Annotated in this window: 17 protein-coding genes and 1 pseudogene; 10 read left to right on the top strand and 8 right to left on the bottom strand. The window is 69.5% G+C overall.

Going from position 1 to position 21,714, the window contains the following annotated elements; translation table 11 throughout:
• Nucleotides 1–8: 8 nt before the first annotated feature.
• Complete coding sequence (locus CJ197_RS10605) at nucleotides 9–872, bottom strand: formylglycine-generating enzyme family protein (RefSeq protein WP_233190856.1); 864 nt, start codon at nucleotides 870–872, stop codon at nucleotides 9–11.
• A gap of 446 nt (nucleotides 873–1,318) precedes the next feature.
• On the opposite strand from CJ197_RS10605, the gene CJ197_RS15905 reads away from it, so the two are divergent.
• The 3 genes from CJ197_RS15905 (at nucleotide 1,319) to CJ197_RS10615 (ending at nucleotide 4,579) form a co-directional block, all read left to right on the top strand.
• Nucleotides 1,319–2,197 (top strand): exo-beta-N-acetylmuramidase NamZ domain-containing protein, encoded by an 879-nt coding sequence (locus CJ197_RS15905; protein ID WP_369801536.1) that lies wholly within the window; start codon nucleotides 1,319–1,321, stop codon nucleotides 2,195–2,197.
• 6 nt (nucleotides 2,198–2,203) lie between these two features.
• The gene (locus tag CJ197_RS15910) at nucleotides 2,204–2,698 is read left to right on the top strand and encodes a hypothetical protein (protein ID WP_369801537.1); all 495 of its coding nucleotides are present in this window, start codon (nucleotides 2,204–2,206) and stop codon (nucleotides 2,696–2,698) included.
• A 117-nt stretch (nucleotides 2,699–2,815) separates the two neighbouring features.
• Nucleotides 2,816–4,579: a glycoside hydrolase family 3 protein gene (locus CJ197_RS10615; protein ID WP_102236725.1), complete on the top strand. Its 1,764-nt coding sequence runs from the start codon at nucleotides 2,816–2,818 to the stop codon at nucleotides 4,577–4,579.
• Between the two features lie 159 nt (nucleotides 4,580–4,738).
• Here CJ197_RS10615 and CJ197_RS10620 read toward each other — a convergent pair whose 3' ends face one another.
• On the bottom strand, nucleotides 4,739–5,881 hold the full coding sequence (locus tag CJ197_RS10620) for a DUF4185 domain-containing protein (RefSeq protein WP_102236726.1): 1,143 nt from the start codon (nucleotides 5,879–5,881) through the stop codon (nucleotides 4,739–4,741).
• Between the two features lie 116 nt (nucleotides 5,882–5,997).
• Entirely contained in the window at nucleotides 5,998–7,569 is a 1,572-nt protein-coding gene (locus tag CJ197_RS10625) for an MFS transporter (protein ID WP_102236727.1), read from the bottom strand.
• A 182-nt stretch (nucleotides 7,570–7,751) separates the two neighbouring features.
• On the opposite strand from CJ197_RS10625, the gene CJ197_RS10630 reads away from it, so the two are divergent.
• Nucleotides 7,752–8,381: a helix-turn-helix domain-containing protein gene (locus CJ197_RS10630; protein ID WP_102236728.1), complete on the top strand. Its 630-nt coding sequence runs from the start codon at nucleotides 7,752–7,754 to the stop codon at nucleotides 8,379–8,381.
• On the opposite strand, the gene CJ197_RS10635 is transcribed toward CJ197_RS10630, so the two are convergent.
• Together CJ197_RS10635 and CJ197_RS15585 are read right to left on the bottom strand one after the other, a co-directional pair.
• Nucleotides 8,311–9,402: a DUF4185 domain-containing protein gene (locus tag CJ197_RS10635; RefSeq protein WP_102236729.1), complete on the bottom strand. Its 1,092-nt coding sequence runs from the start codon at nucleotides 9,400–9,402 to the stop codon at nucleotides 8,311–8,313. The genes CJ197_RS10630 and CJ197_RS10635 overlap by 71 nt on opposite strands.
• Before the next feature lie 258 nt (nucleotides 9,403–9,660).
• A pseudogene (locus CJ197_RS15585) lies at nucleotides 9,661–11,037 on the bottom strand (DUF4185 domain-containing protein).
• Between the two features lie 155 nt (nucleotides 11,038–11,192).
• On the opposite strand from CJ197_RS15585, the gene CJ197_RS10645 reads away from it, so the two are divergent.
• From CJ197_RS10645 to CJ197_RS10660, 4 genes are read left to right on the top strand one after another with little or no spacing between them, the layout of a single operon-like run.
• Nucleotides 11,193–12,224, top strand: coding sequence for a sugar ABC transporter permease (locus CJ197_RS10645; protein ID WP_233190858.1), 1,032 nt, complete (start codon nucleotides 11,193–11,195; stop codon nucleotides 12,222–12,224).
• A complete protein-coding gene (locus CJ197_RS10650) occupies nucleotides 12,224–13,108 on the top strand; it encodes a carbohydrate ABC transporter permease (protein WP_199173916.1) in 885 nt (294 codons plus the stop codon). Before CJ197_RS10645 ends, CJ197_RS10650 begins: the two co-directional genes overlap by 1 nt.
• 39 nt (nucleotides 13,109–13,147) lie before the next feature.
• A complete protein-coding gene (locus CJ197_RS10655; RefSeq protein ID WP_102236732.1) occupies nucleotides 13,148–14,794 on the top strand; it encodes an extracellular solute-binding protein in 1,647 nt (548 codons plus the stop codon).
• Entirely contained in the window at nucleotides 14,791–15,939 is a 1,149-nt protein-coding gene (locus CJ197_RS10660; protein WP_102236733.1) for a glycoside hydrolase family 172 protein, read from the top strand. Before CJ197_RS10655 ends, CJ197_RS10660 begins: the two co-directional genes overlap by 4 nt.
• Nucleotides 15,940–16,030: 91 nt before the next feature.
• Here the strand turns inward: CJ197_RS10660 and CJ197_RS10665 are convergent, their stop codons facing one another.
• The 3 genes from CJ197_RS10665 to CJ197_RS10675 are packed head-to-tail and all read right to left on the bottom strand — an operon-like array spanning nucleotide 16,031 to nucleotide 19,636.
• Nucleotides 16,031–17,032 (bottom strand): ABC transporter substrate-binding protein, encoded by a 1,002-nt coding sequence (locus tag CJ197_RS10665; protein ID WP_102236734.1) that lies wholly within the window; start codon nucleotides 17,030–17,032, stop codon nucleotides 16,031–16,033.
• A 52-nt stretch (nucleotides 17,033–17,084) separates the two neighbouring features.
• Nucleotides 17,085–18,098, bottom strand: a complete 1,014-nt coding sequence (locus CJ197_RS10670) for an ABC transporter permease (RefSeq protein WP_102236735.1) — start codon at nucleotides 18,096–18,098, stop codon at nucleotides 17,085–17,087.
• The gene (locus CJ197_RS10675) at nucleotides 18,095–19,636 is read right to left on the bottom strand and encodes a sugar ABC transporter ATP-binding protein (RefSeq protein WP_102236736.1); all 1,542 of its coding nucleotides are present in this window, start codon (nucleotides 19,634–19,636) and stop codon (nucleotides 18,095–18,097) included. The genes CJ197_RS10670 and CJ197_RS10675 overlap by 4 nt, the downstream gene beginning before the upstream one ends.
• Nucleotides 19,637–20,005: 369 nt before the next feature.
• Between CJ197_RS10675 and CJ197_RS10680 the strand changes: the two genes are divergently transcribed.
• Nucleotides 20,006–20,563: a DUF488 family protein gene (locus tag CJ197_RS10680; protein ID WP_102236737.1), complete on the top strand. Its 558-nt coding sequence runs from the start codon at nucleotides 20,006–20,008 to the stop codon at nucleotides 20,561–20,563.
• 233 nt (nucleotides 20,564–20,796) lie between these two features.
• Nucleotides 20,797–21,660, top strand: coding sequence for a glycosyl hydrolase family 32 (locus CJ197_RS10685; RefSeq protein WP_158239451.1), 864 nt, complete (start codon nucleotides 20,797–20,799; stop codon nucleotides 21,658–21,660).
• Nucleotides 21,661–21,714 lie beyond the last annotated feature (54 nt).

Genomic DNA, 21,714 nt, shown 5'->3' on the forward strand with positions numbered 1-21,714 from the left:
ACCCAGCCTCACCCATCCACCGCTAGCCGGAACCCCTTGTTCCCGCTCGAGTCCTCGGCGGCGGTGGCGGAGCGGGCGGCAACGCGGTAGCGGTTGCAGTAGGAGTCGTGGCACAGGTAGGAGCCGCCGCGCATGACCCGCACGTCCCCATCCATGGACGGCGCCGTGCCCGTGGTCCACCGGTCCGAGCACCACTCCCACACATTGCCCGCCACCTCGTACAGCCCGAACCCATTGGGCGGGAAGGACCGCACCGGCGCGGTGGCCAGGTAGCCGTCCTCGAGGGTGTTGCGCACCGGGAAGGCGCCCTGCCAGATGTTGCAGCGGTGCTCGCCGCCGGGCGTGAGCTCATCACCCCAGGCGTATCGTCGCTGGTCCAGGCCCCCGCGGGCGGCCTTTTCCCATTCGGCCTCGCGCGGCAGGCGCATCGAGCACCAGACGGCGAACGCTTCGGCATCCCGCAGCGACACATGCGCCACGGGGTGTTCGGCCCGCTGCTGCACATCCGATCCGGGACCTTCGGGCCGATCCCAGCGCGCCCCCTGCACGGCCCGCCACCAGGGCGTCCCGGGTGGCTTGGGGCTTGCGCGCCGCAGCTGCGCCCCCAGCAACGCCCCGAACACGAAGGACCACCCGAACTCCTCCGCCTCCGTGACATAGCCGGTTTCCTCGACGAAGGCAGCGAACTCGGCGTTGGTCACGCAGGTGGGGTCGATGCGGAAGGCTGGTACGTCCACGGTGCGCACCGGCCCCTCGCCGTCCAGCGGGTTCTGGTCGCGGTCCGCGGTGCCCATGCGGAACTCCCCGGCCTCGATGAGCACGGCCTGCTCGGCGCGGGCCCGCACCGCGGCGGGATCGGCGGCGATCCCCACCGCCCCTGCTCCTGGGCGCACGTGCTCCGCGGCTTCAGCGCCAGCCCCAGAGTCAGCCCCAGGCGTAGCGTCAGTCTCAGCCCGAGCCCCAGCCCCGGCCTCACCGCGAGCCCCCGGCTCTGCCGCTCCCGGCCCGCCTCGCCCGTCCGGCACCCCGCGCCCCAGCTCATCTACCGCGGCCCGACCCGCCGCGCAGCACGGCCCGTGCCCGGTGCTCCCTGCCTCTGACTGCGTCATCGCCTGCTCCGTCCTGCGTCCCGATCCTTCACCGTAGCCCGCGGCGCCATCCGCTCTCACCTGCGCATCGTCACCGATTCGTTGTGATGTGGGGCACAGCGCTGCTACCGTGGCGCACCATGCGCCGCCCGGCGCTGCCCCCTGGCCGCCATGTGCCGGGTATCGCGACCGCGCCTCGCCCGATTCTCGGCGCCGTGCACGATCCGACGATGTCGACGGAGGTCTCCCTCGTGAACCACACCCCCGATGCTCCCGCCCGCCCCGGGCGCCGACACCTCCTGGCGGGCCTCGGTGCCCTGCCCGGCGCGGCGGTTCTCGGTGCCGGCGCCGCACACGCCGCCCCCGCCCCCGCGAAAGGCAAGGGCAAAGGCAAGGGGAAGGGCAAGGGCGGCAACCGGAAGGGCGATTTCCGCCTGGGCGTGGAGAACCTCCTGGATCCCGAGCGCCTCGAGGTGCTGCGCGGCAAGGCCGTCGGCCTCATCACCAACCCCACCGGCACCGACTCTGCCCTCCGCTCCACGATCGACATCCTCGTCGATGCCCAGGAGCAGGGCGGCTTCACCCTCACCGCCCTGTACGGCCCTGAGCATGGGGTGCGCGGCGCTGAGCCCGCCGGCGGCTACGTCGAGGACTACATCGACGCCACCACCGGGCTGCCCGTGCGCTCCCTGTACGGCAAGACCCAGAAGCCCACCCCGGAGATGCTCGCCGATATCGACGTGCTCGTCTTCGACATCCAGGACATCGGCGCCCGCTTCTACACGTACATCTGGACCCTGTACTACGCGATGCAGGCCGCTGGGGAGAACGGCAAGTCCTTCGTGGTGCTGGACCGCCCGAACCCCCTGGGCCCGGAGGCGGAGGGCTTCGTGCTCGAGCCGGAGCTTGCGAGCTTCGTGGGGCTGCGCGAGATCCCGCAGACCCACGGCCTGACCGTCGGTGAGCTCGCCCGTTACTTCGCCGGGGAGTTCCTCGAGGACGCTGCGCCGGAGCTGCACGTCGTGCCGATGACCGGCTACGACCCCGAGGATCCGCTGGCCGCGGAGCTGCCGTGGGTGCTGCCCTCTCCGAACATCCCCACTGCCTAAACGGCCGTGGTCTACGCCGGCACGGGCCTCATCGAAGCGCTGAACGTCTCTGAAGGCCGCGGCACCACCACCCCGTTCCTGTGGTTCGGCGCCCCGTTCATCGGCGAGGAGCAGATCGCGGCGATCATCGCGCGGCTGCGCGGCGCGGACCTGCCGGGCGTGCTGTATCGGCCGATGTTCGCCACCCCCACCACCTCCAAGCATGAGGGCGAATTCTGCGGCGGCGTGCAGATCCACATCACCGACACCGCAGCGTATGAACCCGTGCGCACCGGCATCCACGTCATCGCCGCACTGCTGTACGAGGTCGAGGAGGTGGACTGGCGCGAGGGCGAGAAGTGCCGCACCGAGGCCGATGTCTGCTGGATCGACCGGACCTCCGGCACCAAGCGCACCCGCGCCATGCTCGAGGACGGCGAGGACCCGGAGGCGATCGTCGCGGCGTGGCGCAAGGAGGCCCGACGCTTCACCGCCACCACCCAGCCCTACCGCCTCTACTGACCGACCTGATCGACCGCCTCTGCTGAGCTCGGCCGCGCACAGCCCCCGCCTGCTGAGCCTCGCCCTTGGGCCCGGCCCTGGCGACCGCTCTCCTCAGACAATCCGGAAGGAGCCCATATGACTGCCCGTTTTCCCCACACTCTGACCCGCCGCGCACTGGGCGCGAGCGCGCTCGCCGGAGCGGCCGTGGCCGCCGTGCCCGCTACCGCCCACGCCAAGGGCCGCGCCCCCGGCCGCGAGGATGCCCGGATCGACGAGCTGCTGGCGGGAATGAGCCTTGAGCAGAAGATCGGCCAGCTGTTCGTGGCCGTCGGCTACGGCTCCCGCGCCGACCAGCCCCATAAGTCCAACACCGAGACCACGGGCGTGGACACGATCGCCGAGATCATCTCCACCCACCACGTGGGCGGGCTGATCTATTTCGCCTGGAGCGACAACCTCGAGAACCCCGAGCAGGTGGCGACGCTGTGCAACGACGCGCAGGACGCAGCGCTCGCCTCCGGCGGGATTCCGCTCGTGATCAGCGCCGATGAGGAGCGCGGCGTGGTCTACCGCCTGCCGGCCCCCGCCACGCCGCTGCCCGGTCAGATGGCCCTCGGCGCGACCGGTTCGAAGGCCCACGCCCGCAAGGCCGGGCGGATCGTCGGCGAGGAGATGCGGGCGCTGGGCCTGCATCAGGCGTTCTCCCCGGTGGCCGATGTGAACGTCGAGGCGCAGAACCCGGTGATCGGCGTGCGCTCCTTCGGCGCGGACCCCGAGGCGGTGGCGCGCCTGGCCGCAGCGCAGATCAAGGGTCTGCAGGGCGCGGACTGCTCGGCGGCGGCCAAGCATTTCCCCGGCCACGGCGACACCGCTGTGGACTCCCACATCGGGCTGCCGGTCATCGAGCACACCCGCGAGGAGATCGACGAGCTGGACCTGCCGCCGTTCATCGCCGCGATCGACGAGGGCGTGGACGCGATCATGACCGCCCACATCGTGGTGCCGGCGCTCGACGATTCGGGCGTGCCCGCCACGCTCTCGCCCCCGATCCTCACCGGGCTGCTGCGCGAGGAGCTCGGCTACGACGGCGTCATCGTCACCGATTCCCTGGCGATGGAGGGCGTGCGCACTCTGTTCGGTGACGAGCGGGTGCCGGTCGAGGCGATCCTCGCAGGCGCCGACCAGATGCTCATGCCGCCGGATCTCGCGCTGGCCATCGGCGGGGTGCGCGACGCGGTCGACGCCGGTGAGATCACCGAGGAGCGACTGGATCAGTCGGTGCGCCGCATCCTGCGCCAAAAGCTGCGCCGCGGCCTGTTCACGGACGACCTGCACGTGGACCCCGCCGCTGCGGAGTCGGCGCTCAGCACCCGAAAGTCCCTGCGCACCGCCCGGAAGATCGCCGAAGACTCCGTCACGCTGCTGATCGACGAGGCGCTGCCGCTGCCGGACGGAGCGAGCGTCCTGGTCACCGGTGAGGGCAGCGCCGAGAAGATCGACGTGGCCGTCGAAGCGCTGAACGACCTGGGCTTCACCGCAACCGGGCTCGCAGAGGCGAACGCCAAGGACGCTGCCGCGGCCGCGGAGGACGTGGATGCGGTGCTCGTGTTCACCTCCTCCGGCGGTTTCGAGACTCCCGCGGAGCAGGTCGCCCTCGTGAAGGCCCTCGCGGCGACCGAGGCGACCGTGGTCCACGCCTCGCTGCGCAACCCCTACGACGTGGTGCACGTGGGCGAGGTGGGCGCCTCGATCGCCGGGTACGGCAACGCCGATGCGACCCTGCAGGCCATCGCCGGGGTGCTCGCCGGGGATGTCACGGCCGGGGGCACGCTGCCGGTCGCGATCCCCGAGGCCGACGGCACCGGTGAGGCCTACCCCCTGGGCTTCGGCCTGGGCTGATCCACCGCGCGGTGGGGGCCGATGGCGCCCCTGCCGTCGCCGCACAACCACAGAGCCGGCCGGTGCACCCCGCACTGGCCGGCTCTGCTCGTGCCTCATCGATGCCTGCCTCGTCGGCTTCTGGCCCGTCGACACCAACGCCGTCTGAACCTGCCCCGCCTACTCCGCGCAGCGGCGCCGTAGCGGGTCCTCGATCCGGTACTGCTCCACGTGGTACGGCCAGTCCGGGCCGGTGTGCCACTGCGAGCACACCAGGTGCAGCACATCCAGCGTGGAGCCGGGCACGATGTACGGCCCGTACAGCTGGGCGACGACGTTGTGTTCCTCCTTGCCCCACTCCCCGCCGTGCAGCAGTACGATCGGCTCCGCCTCGGCGAGCTCCTCTGGGCTGTCAGCAGCGATGATGCAGGCACGGTAGTTCCCGGCATCGAAGTACGTCAGCAGCCACTGGTCCTCCACGACCCGCAGCGACATCTCCCCGATCGACCCCTCCAGCACGATCAACGGGTCGCTCGCATCACCCCAGGTCCCGTCGGCCTGGAGGGTTTCGTAGGCCGCGGGCTCGAGGATCGAATCCTGCGGCACGCGCGAGAGGATCAGGCCCTTGTCGCGCTGGAATCCGGTGGTCAGCAGGTACACGTGACCGTCGGTGGGGTGCGGGTACCAGGTGCACTGCTGCATGAACCCCTCGGCGTGGCCGCCGGGGAACATTTCGGCGGTGCGCGCCCACGTCTCCCCAGAGTCCTCGCTGGTCCAGATCTCGCTCATGGCGACGTTGCCGAGGCCGTGGTTGACCATCATCCACAGGTACATCGTCTCGCCGACGGTCAGCGGGTCGCCCGGCAGGATCGTGGAGACGGGGTTGTCATCGTGCTCGTAGTCCACGAGCTGCTCGGCGGTCTCGCCGCCAACGGCGCTGGTCCAGGTGATGCCCTCATCCAGGGGGACGTCCGGATCGGCGAAGAGGCCGACGGGGGAGCGCCAGAACCCGCCTCCCACCACGGCCGCCTCGAAGGTGTCGCCGAAGATGAACAGGATCCGCCCGTCGGGGGTGACGGCGGGGGCGCCGAGGTCGGTGGCTTCCATGCGGAAGCGCGTGGTGATCTCGGGGCCGGTGATCGGGCCCATGCGCTCCACGACCGGGCAGGCGCTGCGGTCCACCTCGCCCCAGGGGGACGGCTCGGCGGTGGCCTCAGGGTCTTCGGGGCCCGAGCCGCTGTCGCCGCCGGAACAGGCTGTGACCAGCGCGCCGGCGCCCGCCAGCACCGCCGATCCGCGCAGGAACTGGGAACGATCGATCACGGGGGCCTCCTCGCAGCGTCATCGCTGTGCAGCATCGTGCACTCCAGCGTACGCACCGAACAGCTCGCGAGCAATCGTTTACCAAGGATGGGGTAGCCAACCCCGCCTCCGCCCGCTCAGGCCATGCGGAACGGGTCCTCGGGCTCCTCGTTCCAGCCGGGCGCGTCGCCCCAGCCGGTCCCCTCGCCCCAGCCGGGCACGTCGCGGATCACGGGGATCTCGGAGGTCAGCAGCGCCCGACCCTCCCCGGCCATGCCGTACGGGTCGCGGACGACGGGGATCTCCGAGGTCATGAGCATGCCGGGCTCCTCGGTGCGCTCGAGCAGCTGCTCCTCGCGCACCACGGGGATTTCGGCGGTCAGCAGGGCAGTGCTGCCATCGGCCGCCCCGAACTCCTCCGCCATGTCGGTGAGGGCGGGAAGCTCCGCGGTGGTGAGCGGGATGGAGCCCGTCGTGGTCTCGCCATCGGGGGAGGCTGCGGCTTCCAGCTGGGCGAGGGCGGCCGCCTCGCGGGAGGCGAGGGCCGCGCGGCGCTGCCGGACACGCACGTAGTCGTGGGTGAACACGGCGCCGGCGGCGGTGCAGGCGGCCAGCACCACGCCGAGCACCACCCAGAAGGTGCGGGAGAGGTCCCCGGCGGCGATCAGGGCGCTGGCCGTGATGACGCCCAGCGCATTGGCGGTGCGCAGCATCGCGAACACCTCGGCCCGATGCTCGGGCGCCACCAACTGATCCAGCACGAGCGAGTAGTAGGTGGACAGCGGCGCGAGCACCGCACCGCCCAGCACTGCGCCGACGATCGTGAGCGTCACCGAACCGCCGAAGCCCGCGAGGGCGAGCCCTACCCCGATCGTCACCAGCCACGCCAGGACGGTGCGTCGGCGCGGGATGCGATTGCGGATGCTCACCCACACCCCGCCGGTCACCGAGGCAGTGCAGATCGCGACCGGGAAGATCACGCCCCACGTCGGCTCCAGTCCGTAGGCGACGGCGAGGGAGACCGCACCGATCTCGATGGTGCCGATCGCGGCGGTGGTCGCCCCACCGGCCAGCAGCCACATGAGGATCGTGGGCGTCAGCTCCAGTCGGCCCGCCGCGGCCCGCGCATCCGGCGCCGGGGCCGTCGCCGTGGGCAGCGACGGCAGCAGCACCAGCGGCGAGCCGCCCAGCAGCACCATCGCCCACACCGCGAGCGCCGGGGAGATTCCGCCCAGGCCCGCGGCGATCACCGGGGAGGCCACGAACGCGACTTCGTTCAGCGTTGCGGCGATGCCGAGGGCGCGCGGCAGCTGCGCGGCGGAGACCAGGTGGTTCAAGGTGGCGCGCAGGTGCCCGTAGGCCGCGCCGGCGGAGAGCCCGGAGGCCGCGGCAGCGGCGAGCACGAGTGGGAAGGGCGCCCCGAGGGTGGCGAGCAGCGCCACCGCCACCAGACCCGCTGTTCGCAGGCCGATGAGGAACCGCAGGTAGGGCATGGGGGCGAAGCGCTGTCCCAGCCGCGCGAGCGGTACCGCGCCCACCACCTGGGCGATGGTCATCGCCAGCACCATGGCCGCACCGGAGCCCGGATCACCCGTCAGCGGCAGCGCGATCAGAGCGAAGGCGATCGGTGACGCGGACTGCGGGACGGCGAAGGCTGAATACGAGCCGAACCAGCGCAGCAGAGGGGTGGAGAGCGGGCGGGCGGACAAGGAGCCTCCTTCTGGGGTGACCAGTGCGAACATCGAAAAGCCGCGGCGCCAACCGCGGCTCTATGCGCAACATAGTGCCCACTCGACCGGTTGCGCAATATAGTGCCCATCACGTCGTGATCGGGGGTGGGCCAGTCCTCCGGCGAGTAGGCTTCACACTCCACCTGACCAGGAGGAATCCCATGGCTGAAGGCATGCGACCGGCGGTCGTCGCGCAGCTCGGGGAACGGATCCGCGCGCTGCGGCAGGACCAGGACCTGTCAGTGGCAGCACTCGCGGAGGCCAGCGAGGTGTCCCGTCGGATGCTCACCCAGATCGAACTGGGGCAGGCGAATCCGTCGGTCACCATCCTGGACCGGATCGCCGACGGGCTCGGCACCACCTTCGCGGCCCTCATGGGGGTGGGGCCGGACGCCCCGCCGGAGGGCGTGGAGGTGTGGTCCACCGACGACGGGTCCTGGGCGATCCTGCTCGACGCGGTCGAGACGCCCGATGGGACCGTGGTGGAGACCTGGAAGTACTGGCTGCTGGGCAACGATCAGGTCAGCGGCGGCACCGAGGACCCCTCACCGGCGATGATGCTGCACGTCATCGAGGGGGCGCTCGAGGTGACGACGCCGCGCGGCACGGAGACGATCGAGGTGGGCGGCTCCGGGCGCGTGCCCCGCAACGCCCCCTATCGTTTCCGTGCCGTGGACGAGCGCGGCGCCGGGTTCCTCGCCGCCTCGCTGATGCCGCGCCTCAGCGCAGCCCGCGCACGCGGAACTGCTGGGTCCAATACGGCCAGCCCGCCCCGGTGTTCCACTGGCTGACCAGCAGGTGCAGGTCCGAGAGGGTGGAGCCGGGCACGATGTAGCCGCCGTAGGGCTGGGCCATCAGGGTGTCACTCTCCCCGCCCCAGTGCGTGGAGTGGATCAGCTGGTGATGCTCGGCGGTAAAGAGGTTCGCGGTGGGCCCGTCGTGCAGGAGCACATCGATCGTGCCGTCCCCGGCGTTGAACCAGGACAGCACCCAGGTGCCGTCGATGATGCGCCAGCACATCTCCCCGAACCGGCCTTCGCGCACCGGGGTGGGCGGATTGCCCCAGGCCCACTTCCCGTCGCGGTAGCCCCACGGCTCGTAGGCACCCGGATCCATGATCGAGCCGCCGAACACGCGGTGCAGGATGATCGGCTTGTCCCGCTGGAACCCGGTGGATAGCACGTACACGTGGTCGTCGGCATGGTTGTAGGTCCACGTGACCTGCTGGAACATACCGCCCAGGTGGTCGCCGGGGAACATGTACGGGTTGTGCTGCCAGGTGGCGCCGGAATCCTTCGAGGTGAGGATCTTGGTGTGGGCGACGTTGCCGAAGCCGTGGTTCTCCATCACCCACAGGTACATCGTGTCGCCGAGGGTGATCACATCGCCGGGCAGCAGCGTGGTGACCGGGTCGCGCGGGTAGTCGACCAGCTGGCGGGCGTAGTCGCCGCCCACCGGGGCGGTCCAGGCGATCTTGTCCGCGAGCGGCCGGTTCTGGTCCGCGTATAGGGCGATCGGCGCCCGGTTCGGGCCCTCCACGCGCGGGGCGTCGAAGGTGTCACCGAAGACGGTGAGGATCCGCCCATCGGGCGCGATGGCGGGGACGCCGAGGTCCGTGGAGTGCGCGCCCCACATGTCCGTCAGGCCCGGGCCGGTGACCTCGCCCAGACGCTGGACCGACGGTGCGGCCTGCGCCGATGCGGACAGCGGGCCCGCCTGCAGCCCGGCGGCGCCCAGGCCGGTCGCGGCAGCGGTGAGGCCCGTGAGCTTCAGGAATGAGGCGCGGGACAGGGGAGCGGACTGCGGGGACATGCGGACCTCCTGCGGGTCGGGACGCTGATCCCTCCCAGTCCAGCCGCTCGCGCGCGAGCGCACCATCGGCCATCGGTGCGAAACCTCGGCGGGCAGATGGGTCGAAGGTGCTGGGGACTCACTCCCACCCCAGCGAAGACTCCCACCCCAGCGGAGAGCGCTGCGTTTTCGTGGGAATAGCAGTCGACTTCCCACGCAAACGCAGCGGTCTTGGGTGAGGGGAGCGGGGGCGAGCCCGGGCAGGCCCGGGCGCCTGCGTCAGGCGAGCGACTCCATGGCCCGTCGGACCCCTTCGACGCGGTACTGCTGCACGTGGTAGGGCCAGCCCGCGCCGGTGTTCCACTGCGAGCACAGCAGATGCAGGTCATCGAGCGTGGAGCCGGGCAGGATGTACGGGCCGTACAGCTGCGCGACGCGCTCATGGTCCTCCTGGCCCCAGCCGCAGCCCCACAGGATCGTCTCCGCGTAGGCGGGGGTGCGGATCTCCTCGGGGGAGTTAGCCAGCAGCATGTCCACGCGGTACAGGCCCGCGTTGAACCAGGTGAGCACCCACTTGTCCCCGACGATGCGCAGGCACATCTCGCCCACGTGCCCGCCGAGCACCGGGGTGGGGTCGTTGCCCCAGGCCCACTGCTGCTGCTCGCCCTCACCGGTGGCACCGTAGGTCTCGTAGGCGTCCGGGTTCAGGATCGAGTCCTGCGGCACGCGCTGGAGGATCGCTTCCTTGTCGCGCTGGAACCCGGTGGTCAGCAGGTATACGTAGCCGTCGGTGGGGTGGGCGAACCAGGTGCACTGCTGCGAGAACCCGTCGAGGTGATCTCCGGGGAACATCTCCGCGGTGCGCTCCCAGTGCTCGCCGGAGTCCTGGGAGGTTCAGATCTCGGTGTGGTCCACGTTGCCGAAGCCGTGGTTGACCATCACCCACACGTACATGGTCTCCCCGACGGTGAGGATGTCACCGGGCAGGATCGTGGAGACGGGGTTGCCGCTGTGGTCGTACTCGACGAGCTCCACCGCCTCCTCGCCGCCCACCGCGGAGGTCCATTCGAGGCCGTGCTTGAGCTTGCGATCGGGGTCCGCATACAGGCCGACGGGGGAGCGCCACCAGCCGCCGCCCACCGCGGCATCCTCCCAGGTATCGCCGAAGATCACGAGGATCCGCCCGTCCGGGGTGACGGCCGGTGCGCCGAGGTCCGTCGCCTCCATGCGGAAGCGGGTGGTGATGCCGGGGCCGGTGACGGTCTTGAGTCGCGTGATCTCCGGGCGACGGTAGCCGGGGTTCGGATCGACGCCGCGCCCGGTGCCGCGGCCGGGCTTGTCATCGGGGGTGCGGTCCGCGTGGGCGGGCCCGCCCGCGGCAAGAGCGGCGCCGAGCGTGCCGGCGCCGAGGGCGAGGGAGCCGCCGCGCAGGAACCCGGAGCGGGACAGCTCCGCCGGGGCAGGGCTCGAGGGCTGGGCAGAAGGTGTGGTCGAGCGCATGGAAGCCTCCATTGGCGTGTGGTGCGAGTCACGGTCTGCGGGGTGCAACTCTAGAGGCTCGGCGCATGGAGAGCAATCGTTTACCGTTCGACGGTACGAGATCGATAGGGGCGTGCGGCGCTGCGCCGGCGCGGAACTCCACCCCGTGTCAAGCATCGTCCCAGGTGAAGCGCGCTCCTGGAGCTGCACTGACGGGGCCGTCGCGGGAGCCGCTCCTGCTGGGGCATCCACCCGGGGTTTACGCAGCGTCACAGCTCCCGTACGGTGGTACTGGGCGAGTAAACGATTTTCGACGCAATGGAGTGCCGACCGTGACAGACCCGAGCAAGCCCGCCGCGGGCGTGACCGAGCAGGTGCTCGAAGCGCGCGCCGTCGTCGGCAACGACCCGACGGAGGGAGGTGCCCGCGATGCGGCGGGCGTGAAAGCGCCCCTGCCTTTCCGTCGCCGCTTCGTCTCCGCGGTCCGCCACCACCCGTGGATGTACGCCTTCATCCTCCCCGGGCTGGTCTTCTTCGTCCTGTTCCACTATGTGCCGCTGCTGGGCAACATCATCGCCTTCCAGGACTACTCGCCCTACCTGGGGATTCAGGGCTCGCGCTTCGTGGGTCTGCGCAACTTCGAGGCGCTCGTGCGGGACCCCGAGGTGGTCAACGCGATCACCAACACGCTGATCATCTCCTTCCTCCAGCTGGCCTTCGCCTTCCCCGCCCCCATCGCCCTGGCGATCTTCCTGAACTCGCTGCTCTCGGAGCGGATCAAGCGCTGGATCCAGACCGTCGTGTACCTGCCGCACTTCCTCAGCTGGGTGATCGTCATCGCCCTGTGGCAGCAGGTGCTCGGCGGCGCCGGCTCGCTCGCGCACGGCCTCTCGCTGCTGGGCCTGGAGAACGTCAACCTCATGAGCGACCCCTCGTTCTTCAAGATCCTCGTCGTGCTCCAGGTGATCTGGAAGGACGTCGGCTGGGGCACGATCATCTTCTTCGCCGCCCTGTCCACCATCTCCGCGGAGCTGTATGAGTCCGCGGCGGTGGACGGGGCCGGATCCTGGCGCCGCATCTGGCATGTGACTCTGCCCGGTCTGCTGCCGGTGACCGTGATGCTGCTGATCCTTCAGCTCGGCAACGTGCTCACCGTCGGCTTCGAACAGCTGCTGCTGCAGCAGCCCGCCGTCGGTGCCGGGGCGGCCCAGGTGATCGACACCTTCGTGTACTACCGCGGCATCGCCGGCGGCGACTGGGGCGTGTCCACCGCCGTGGGCCTGGTCAAGGGCGTCGTCGGCACGGTGCTCGTCCTCGGGGCGAACCGCCTCGCCAAACGACTGGGAACGGATGGACTCTTCTGATGGCTGCTCGACGACCTCCGTGGATGGAGAAGCCCGGACCGATCACCCAGGCCCTCAAGGTCCTCGCGATCGCGATCATCGTGCTGCTGATGCTGTACCCCTTCGTGTACGTGATCATGGCCTCGATGACCCCGCCGGGGGAGACGCTCCGCTTCGGCGTGATCCCTACCGACATGACCCTGGACGCCTACCGCTCGGTGCTCGCCGGACGCATCATTCCCCGCGCGCTCATGGTCTCCATCGGCATCACCGCGGTGGGCACGGTCCTGTCGGTCACCTTCACCACGCTGCTGGCCTTCGGACTGACCCGCACCCGCGAGATTCCCGGCTCCAAGGGCGTGCTGTACCTGGTGCTGTTCACGATGCTGTTCGGCGCGGGCCTGATCCCGAACTTCATCCTCGTGAAGTCCCTGGGGCTGCTGAACTCCTACTGGGCGCTGATCCTGCCCGGCCTCATCAGCGCCTTCAACATGCTCGTGGTGCGCAACTTCTTCATGCAGATCCCGCAGGAGCTCACCGACTCCGCCCGGATCGACGGGGCGAGCGATCTGCAGGTGTTCGGGAAGATCATGCTTCCGCTGTCCAAAGCCGTGATCGCGGTGGTCGCCCTGTTCTACGCGGTGGGCTACTGGAACAACTTCTTCAGCGCCCTCATCTACCTGCAGGACACCTCGAAGTGGCCCATCCAGATGGTGCTGAACACCTACGCCGTCCAGGGCTCGCCGATCAGCAATATCGAGAACCCCAACGCCGCGGGATCGATGACCCCGCAGGCGATCCAGATGGCGATCGTGGTCCTCGCGACCGTTCCGATCCTGTGCGTCTACCCCTTCGCCCAGCGCTTCTTCACCAAGGGGGTGCTCACCGGCGCGATCAAGGGCTGAGAACTGACCCCACCCCCTGCCGTCTCGAGGAGGAGACCGATGACCACTCGTTTCACCCGACGTTCTCTCATGGCTGCCGGCGGCCTCGCCCCGCTGGCCGCTTTGGCCGCCTGCTCTGGGGATGCCCCGGGCTCCGGTACGGCGATCGACAACGCCAGCGGCCTTCAGCTGCCCAATCACACCCCGCCGCCGGAGGTCGAGGGTGCGATCATCTCCGACGTCGAGGGAGTGCCGCCGGGTTACGAGAAGCTGCCGGCCGAGCTCATCAAGACCGTGGATGCCCCGCCCGGGGACGGCAGCGCCATCACCGAGTTCAAGATCAGCTGGGATGCGCCCGCCCCGCCGCTGTCCGACAACAAGTTCTGGCAGGCCTACAACGAGCGGCTGAACGTCGACTACCAGCCGCAGATCGCCCCAGCCGCCAACTACGACGAGCGCCTGGCGACGCTGCTGGCCGGCGGCGACCTGCCGGACATCGTCCAGCTGCTGGACACCGCGCAGTCGGCGCGTGCGATCCGCGATGGCGCCTTCGCGGACCTGTCGGACATCCTGGCCGGTGATGGCATCGATGAGTGGCCGAACCTCGCCAACATCCGCGAGGACCAGTGGAGCTACGTCGCCTATGACGGGAAGATCGTCGGATTCCCGATCGACCTGCCCGCCTACAACAACGAGTTCCGCTACCGCCGGGACTGGGCCGAGGAGAACGGCTACCCCGAGCCGCCGACGAACGCCGAGGAGTTCAAGGAGCTGTTCGCCTCCTTCTCCAAGATGGGTGTGAAGGGCCGCTACGGCCTGGCTGACGCCCCGGGCACCGCGATGGTCGCCGCCACGGCGATGTTCCACGTCCCGATCGGCTGGCGGTATGAGAACGGCACCCTGACGAACCACCAGGAGACGGAGGAGTTCGCCGAGGCGGTGCGGTTCATGAACGAACTGTGGGAGGCCGGGGCCTTCCACCCTGATGCGCTCGCGCTCGGCGCGAACGTGGGCAAGACCCTGTCGATGATCCCCGCCGGGGACGTGGGGATCTCCTGGATCGCGGCGGCCAACTGGTACCGCCCGGGCGTGTACTACGACTCGTTGCAGGAGGAGCCGGAGGGCTGGACCGCCTTCATCCCGCCGCACCATGATGGTGATGGCGATGGGCTGTTCGGCCGCTCCACCGGCGTGTTCGCCCGCGTGGGGATCTCCGCCAAGGCTGCCGAAGACGAGGAGCGACTGAAGATGCTCCTGGACTTCTGCAACTACATGCGCGCCCCCTACGGCAGCGAGGAGCACTACTTCCTACACCACGGGGAAGAGGGCGACTACTTCACCCGCAAGCCGGGCGAGGACCCCAAACCCGTGGAGGGCACGAACTATGCCGCCGAGGCGATGCAGCTCATCTATGGTCTGCCGCCGGTGGTGTACGACTTCCCGGGGGCCGCTGATGCGATCGCCATCAACGAGCAGTACGTGAACAACTCGGAGATGGATCCGTGCGCGGGCCTGTTCTCTGATGCCGCCACCCGGGCGCAACCGCAGCTGGATGAGCTGTACGAGTCGTACATCAACCAGATCATCGTGGGCAATCGCCCGCTGACTGACCTGGACACCTACCTGGAGCAGTGGCGGTCTCGCGGCGGCGATGACATGCGCAAGGAGTTCGAGGAAGCGCTCAAGGCACGGGAGAACGGCGAATGACCGCAGGGCTGGACGGGTTGGAGCGGCTCAGCGCCGCCCGAACCTTCTCGATCAGCGCGGAGAACCGCGACGGGAGCCCGGGCGGGGGCGGTCGCGCCGAGCAGGGCGACCACTCCACCGCCTGGGCCTCCCGCGAGCTGCCGGTGGGCTGGAAGAAGTCGCCGACGGTGGACCTCGAGCCCCGTGCCCGGCGGATGATCATGGACGTGGACGGGCCCGGGGTGATCCAGCACGTGTGGATCACGGTGCTGCCGCACCACCTGCGCTCGATCGTGCTGCGCTTCTACTGGGACGAGGAGGAGCAGCCGTCGATCGAGGTGCCGCTGGGGGACTTCTTCTGCCAGGGCTGGGCACGGTATGTGCCGGTCACTTCGATCCCCGTCACCGTGGCGCCTGCGGGCGGCCTCAACGCGTACTGGCGTATGCCCTTCCGGCAGCGGGCACGCATGGAGGTGGAGAACCTCTCCAGTGAGACGATCGAAGGCTTCTTCCACCAGATCACCTGGTCCCAGGAAGATGTGGCAGCAGACGCCGCCTATCTTCACGCCCAGTGGCGGCGCTCGGATCCCTTGGAGGCGATGAGCCCGCACCTGATCCTGGATGGGGTACGCGGGCAGGGACATTACGTCGGTACCTACCTGGCGTGGGAGTCCCATCAGGTCGGCTGGTGGGGCGAGGGCGAGGTGAAGTTCTACCTGGACGATGACCTCGCAGGCGTCGGCCCCGGAGAGGGCGGGGAAGGTGCGGAGCCGCCGACCGTCTTCCCGACCATCTGCGGCACAGGGACGGAAGATTACGTGGGCGGGGCATGGGCCTTCGAGGACCCGAAAGGCTCCTACGCTGCGTACACCACGCCGTACCTGGGCATGCCGGAGGTCCAGCGCCCGGACGGCTTCTATGCCTCCCAGCAGAGGTTCGGGCTTTACCGCTGGCATATCCCCGATCCCATCCGCTTCCAAGAGCGGATCCGGGTGAGCGTGCAGGCGCTGGGGTTCCAGCGGCCGGTCGACGGGATGGTGCGCTACAAGCCGCTGCGCGATGACGTCGCCTCCACCGCGTTCTGGTACCAGAGCGAACCGCACACCCCCTTCGGCGAGGATCCCACCTACCGCGCGCCGACCTGGGACCTGCTCGACCCCAGCTGACCGGAGGCACGAACCGGCCCGGTACCGCCCCGCACGGGGCAGCACCGGGCCGGTGCTGTCGATCAGCGGCGCTCGGCCGTGACCGGGGCGCTCACTCGTACAGCGAGCGGGCGATCTCCTCCTCCTCCATGTTGGTCTCGTCGTAGAAGTAGTACCCGGTATCGACCTCCGGCTCGACCTCCTCGCCGTTGATCGCCGCCAGAGCGGTCTCGACTGTCTTGTAGCCGATGTCGTAGGGGTCCTGGGTGACGGCGCCCTCCATGCGGCCGTCCCGGATGGCGTCGAGCTGACCCTGGCCGGAGTCGAAGCCGAGGGAGATCAGGTCATCCGCGCGGCCCAGCTCGTCGATCGCGGTGACCATGCCGATGGCGGAGGCCTCGTTGGTCGCGAAGATCCCCTTGAGGTCCCGGTGCGCCTGGAGGATCGCGTTGGTGGCATTGGTCGCCTTCAGGACGTCGGACTCCGAGTACTGGATGTCCGCGATGGTCAGCGAGGTGTTGTTCTCGATGTACTCCACGAAGCCGTCCCGGCGCTGCACGCCGGTGAGGGAGGTCTGCGAGTGGGCGATGACGGCGATGGAGCCCTCCTCGCCGACCAGCTCGGCCATCTTCTTGGCCGCCTCCGCGGCAGCCGCCTCGTTGTCGGTGGCGACGGTGGACACCGGGATGTCGGACTCGACCCCGGAGTCGAAGGCGATGATGGGGATCTCCGCGCTCTGCGCCTGCTCCAACAGGGGCAGAGACGCCTCCGAGTCCAGGGCGGCGTAGGCGATCGCGTCCGGGGAGCCGTTCAGCGCGGTCTGCAGCTGCTGGATCTGCTGCTCGACGTCCGATTCGGTATCCGGGCCGTCGAAGGTGACCTGGGCGCCGAGCTCCTCGGCGGCGGCGAAGGCGCCGTCGCGCACGGTGACCCAGAACTGCTGGGAGAAGCCCTTGGAGATGATCGCGATGGAGGGACCGGAGCTGGAGCCGGCGGTCTCGCCGCCGCCGTCCGAGCCGCCGGCGGAGTCGGTGCCGCGGTTGCAGGCGGCGAGGGTGAGCCCGAGGGCTCCGATGATTCCGGCGCCGAAGGTGCGCCGTGCGATGTTCGACATCATTGTCTCCTTAGTGCGGATGAGATCTGGTGCGGGGGTCAGGACAGGAGGATCACGAGGCGGCGCGGTTGCGCCGGACCGAGTCGCCCCAGACGGCGACGAGGATGACGATCGCGACCGCGATGCGCTGCCATTCCTGGGCGATGCCCAGGATCTGCAGGCCGTTGTTGAGGGTCGCCATCAGGATCGCGCCGATGACGGTGCCGCCGATGGCCGCGCGGCCGCCGGCGAGCGAGGTGCCGCCGATCACGACGGCGGCGATCGCCTCCAGCTCGTAGCCGACGCCGAGGGCGGGCTGGGCGGAGTTCAGCCGCGAGGCCATCACGATGCCGGCGACCGCGGTGAACATGAAGGCGGTCATGTAGATGTACAGGGTCCAGCGCTTGGTGTCGACGCCGGAGAGCTTGGTCGCCTCGGCGTTGGAGCCGATGGCGATCGCGTAGCGCCCCACCAGGGTCTTGTTCATCAGGAACCAGGCCACCAGGGCCACCAGGGCGAAGATCAGCACGGCGTTGGGGATCTTCGGGATCAGCTGGCCGGTGGCGATCTGGCGGAACCAGGCGTGCTCGGTGAAGTACTGCGGGGTGGAGCTGGTGATGATCAGGGAGAGCCCCTGGGTGGCCATCATCATCGCGAGCGTCGCGATGAACGAGGGGATCTTCATGTACGAGACCAGGAACCCGACGAACATGCCCACCAGGGCACCGATCACGAGGGTGAGGACGATCGCGACCGGCAGCGGCAGCCCGAGGTGGGCGGAGGTCCCCATCACCGCCAGCAGCACCGAGAACAGGGTCATCCCGGTGCCGACGGAGAGATCGATGCCGCCGGTGGCGATCACGAAGTTCACGCCCAGCGCCAGGATGCCGGTGACCGAGGCCGCGAGCAGGATCCCGGAGATGTTGGAGATCGTCAGGAAGTTCGGGCTGGCGATGAAGAAGATCAGGAACAGCAGCAGCAGCGCGCCGAACAGGGCGAACTTCTGGAGTTCGAGACCGCGGCGGGTCTTCGTGGCTGTGGCCTCCGCCGCTTCCGCGGTGGTGGCGCTCGACTGGTCGGTGCTCATTCAACTCCCTCCAATGCGCTCTCGCGGCCGGCGGTCGCGAGAGCCATGAGTGTGTCCTGGGTGGCGCCTTCGCGGTCCACGATCCCGGCCAGTCGGCCCTCGGACATGACGGCGATGCGATGCGAGATCCGGAGGATCTCGGGGATCTCCGAAGAGATCACGATGATGGATTTGCCAGCTTTCGCGAGGTCCTCGAGGATCGTGTAGATCTCCTCCTTGGCCCCGACGTCGATGCCGCGGGTGGGCTCGTCGACGATGAGGATGTCGCTGTCGCGCTCGAGCCAGCGGCCGATGATGACCTTCTGCTGGTTCCCGCCGGACAGCAGGCGCACGGTCTGGTGGATCGACGGGGTGCGGATGGACAGGCTGCGCACGTGCCGGTCGGCGATCTCGTCCAGCGCGGCCCCGTTCACGATCCCGAGGCGGGAATTCTGTGGGAGGTTCGCGATGGCGATGTTGTCGCTGACGGTGTTCTCCAGCAGCAGCCCGCTGCCCTTGCGGTCCTCGGAGAGGTAGCCGACTCCGCGCGCGACCGCCTCGGAGGGAGTGCGGGCCGATGCGGGGCTGCCGTGGATCTCGATGGTGCCGGCGCTGCGGGGATCGGCGCCGATGATGGCCCGGGCCAGCTCGGTGCGGCCGGATCCCATCAGCCCCGCGAGCCCGAGGATCTCCCCGCGGTGGAGCGTGAAGGAGATGTCCTCCAGCAGCGCCTTGGTGCTCAGATGGCTGACCTCGAGGGCGACCTCACCGGTGGGCTCGGAGGTGACCCGGCGGTCCTCCTCGATGGGGCGGCCCACCATCTTCTCGATCAGCAGCGGGCGGGTGACGTCCTCGCGAGGCGCGGTGAAGACGCTTTCGCCGTCGCGCAGCACGGTGACCCGGTCAGCCAGCTGCATCACCTCGTTCAGGCGATGGGAGATGTAGATGACCCCCAGCCCCTCCGCGGTGAGCTGCGCGACGAGCTCGAAGAGCTTCTCGGCCTCCCGCTGGCTGAGCGCCGCGGTGGGCTCGTCCATGATCAGCGCCTTGGCGTCGTAGGAGAGGGCGCGGGCGATCTCGACCATCTGCTGCTCGGCCACGGAGAGGTCCCCGAGGCGGGCACTGACGGGGATCGTGATGCCGAGCCGGTCCAGCAGCTCGGCGCACTGGCATCGGTGCCTGCGGTCGTTGACCAGGAAGGGCAGGCCCGGCCCGGTCTTCCGGCCCAGGGCGATGTTCTGGGCGACATCCAGGTCGGGGATGAGCTGGAGCTCCTGGTGGACGATTACCAGCCCGAAGTCCCTGGCGTCGCGGGGTGTGCGCGGGGCCCACGGCTGCCCGCGGAAGGTGATCCGGCCGCCGTCGTCCGCCGGCATGATCCCGCTGAGGATGTTCATGAGGGTGGACTTGCCGGCCCCATTCTCCCCGCACACGGCAAGGACCTCACCGGCGTGGAGCTCGAGGGAGACCCCCTTCAGGGCGCGGACTCCGGGGAAGGTCTTCGAGATGTCCTCGACCTCGAGCAGGGGGCTGCCCGCGGGGTTCTTCGCTGCGTCCATGCCTGCTCCTCTCTGTGTGATCGATCGGCACTCGATGCGCCGATGGTCGGCGCCTGGCTGAAAATCGATTACTCACCGGCTAGGGGTGAGAGGCGGAGGGACGGCGCTGTTCCCTGCGCTTCTCGGGGAGGGGCTTCTCGGGGAGAAGTGTCTGCGTGCGGGGTGGACGTCCTTGTGTGATCCGGTCAGGCGAGATTACGGGAGCGTGTGGCGCACGTCAAGCCGGCGGGCCCAAAACATCCGATGTGTCCGTAAACGATTACCACAATCTGGTGGTATTCCGTCAGGGCGGAGCGGGCGTCCACCGTGCGGGCCCTGGCGGTCGGATCGGCGGGGAGGCATGATGGGGAAGCAATGAGGGGAGGCGCGATGGCCGGAACGATCTGGACTCTGGGCCACTGGACCTGCCCCGAGGGCGATGTGCTCACGACCTTCCGGGGCGCGGGCATCGACGAGCTCGTCGATGTGCGCAGACTGCCCGGCTCCCGCCGCAGCCCCCAGTTCGATGCCGAGGAGATGGTGCGCTGGCTGGGCGAGGCGGGCATCGGCTACCGGCGCTCGGCCGAGCTCGCCGGGCGCCGCCCGAAGCAGAGCGACGTCGACCCGCAACTGAACGCGGGCTGGCAGAGCACGAGTTTCAAGAACTACGCCGAGCACACCCTGACCCCTGAGTACGAGCGCGGGATCGAGGCGCTCGCCGATCTCGCCGCGGAGCATCACGTGGTGGTGATGTGCGGCGAGCCGATGCCCTGGCGGTGCCACCGGCTGCTCATCGCGAACACCCTCGTCGCGCGGGGGTGGGAGGTCGTGCACCTGCGCGTCGGCAGCGCCCCCGCCGAGCACGAGCTGGGCGCCTGGGGTGCGCGACCCGTTCTGCGCGAGGACGGCGCCCTGGTCTATCCGCCGGATGCCCAGGGGGAGACCTGACCCGCCGGCGGCCGACACGTCATGCTGCGCTGCCCGCCCCGTGACGGGCGATCGGTGACCACCAGGAGTCCGGCGCGTCGAGTGCGGGGCCATCAGGCGCGGAGGGTCTGCGTGCGCCGCCTGCGCGGTGCCGACACGCTAGGCTGGCCGAGGCCAGAAGTCGATTACTCCCCCCGCCCCCTCCCCGAACGCGGCGGGGCCCCGACACTGGACCGACTCGACGAGGAGTTCATGTGACCACTGCATCCGTCCGCCTGATCCCCGGGGTCAAGCGTCGCCTGCTCGATGCCTCCCCGAGCATCGAGGAGCCCTGGTACGTCAACGACCACACGCTGATCCAGGATGCCGAGGGGCGCTGGCATGTCTTCGGGATCTGGCATGCCGAGCCCGCGGATCCGCTGGATGAGACGATGTTCCTGCATGCCTCCACCGCGGACCTCCGGGATCCGTCGTGGACCGTGCATGACCCGGTGCTGCATGCCCGCACGGAGATCGGTGAGACCCACGTGTGGGCCCCGCACGTGATCCGCCACGACGGGCAGTATTGGATGTTCTACGCCGGAGGGACCGCGGACCACACCGCCTACCGCATGACCCTCGCGACCAGCGAGGACCTGTTCACCTGGACCCCGCAGGAGCCGGTGCTGTTCGCCGAGGGTTTCGATGCCCGCGACCCGATGGTGCTGCGGGTGGGGGAGCGCTGGCTCATGTACTACACCCGCACCGCCCGCAACGACGGCGGAGAGCATCAGGTCGCGGTGCGCGAGAGCACCGACCTCGTGACCTGGTCGGCGCCGCAGGTCGCCTTCGGCTCCGGGGTGGAGGGCACCTACGGCGGGCCGACGGAGTCCCCGTTCGTCATCACCGTCGACGGTGGTTACATCCTGTTCGTCTGCGAGTCCACCGAGTACGACCGCACCCTCGCCTACTTCTCCACCGATCCGCTGCGCTTCGAGCGCTCCGCCCTGATCGAGGTGGACCTCGATGAGCACTGCGCCGAGATCGTGCAGGACGGGGAATGTACCTGGGTCACCGGCGGCGGCTGGGGCCGCGGCGGATTGACCATCCGGCCACTCGAGGTGCAGACAGGCCGCTGAGGCCCGCGCTTCGGCGTACGGTTCGGTTGCGATAGGGGGCGGATATGACGCACA

It is taken from the genome of Brachybacterium sp. UMB0905 (assembly GCF_002871795.1).
Lineage (GTDB): Bacteria > Actinomycetota > Actinomycetes > Actinomycetales > Dermabacteraceae > Brachybacterium.

Coding starts and splice junctions, on each gene's coding strand:
- CJ197_RS15905 (WP_369801536.1), top strand. CDS start 1,319: ATGTCGACGGAGGTCTCCCTCGTGAACCACACCCCCGATGCTCCCGCC.
- CJ197_RS10615 (WP_102236725.1), top strand. CDS start 2,816: ATGACTGCCCGTTTTCCCCACACTCTGACCCGCCGCGCACTGGGCGCG.
- CJ197_RS10630 (WP_102236728.1), top strand. CDS start 7,752: ATGGCTGAAGGCATGCGACCGGCGGTCGTCGCGCAGCTCGGGGAACGG.
- CJ197_RS10635 (WP_102236729.1), bottom strand. CDS start 9,402: ATGTCCCCGCAGTCCGCTCCCCTGTCCCGCGCCTCATTCCTGAAGCTC.
- CJ197_RS10650 (WP_199173916.1), top strand. CDS start 12,224: ATGGCTGCTCGACGACCTCCGTGGATGGAGAAGCCCGGACCGATCACC.
- CJ197_RS10655 (WP_102236732.1), top strand. CDS start 13,148: ATGACCACTCGTTTCACCCGACGTTCTCTCATGGCTGCCGGCGGCCTC.
- CJ197_RS10660 (WP_102236733.1), top strand. CDS start 14,791: ATGACCGCAGGGCTGGACGGGTTGGAGCGGCTCAGCGCCGCCCGAACC.
- CJ197_RS10665 (WP_102236734.1), bottom strand. CDS start 17,032: ATGTCGAACATCGCACGGCGCACCTTCGGCGCCGGAATCATCGGAGCC.
- CJ197_RS10670 (WP_102236735.1), bottom strand. CDS start 18,098: ATGAGCACCGACCAGTCGAGCGCCACCACCGCGGAAGCGGCGGAGGCC.
- CJ197_RS10675 (WP_102236736.1), bottom strand. CDS start 19,636: ATGGACGCAGCGAAGAACCCCGCGGGCAGCCCCCTGCTCGAGGTCGAG.
- CJ197_RS10680 (WP_102236737.1), top strand. CDS start 20,006: ATGGCCGGAACGATCTGGACTCTGGGCCACTGGACCTGCCCCGAGGGC.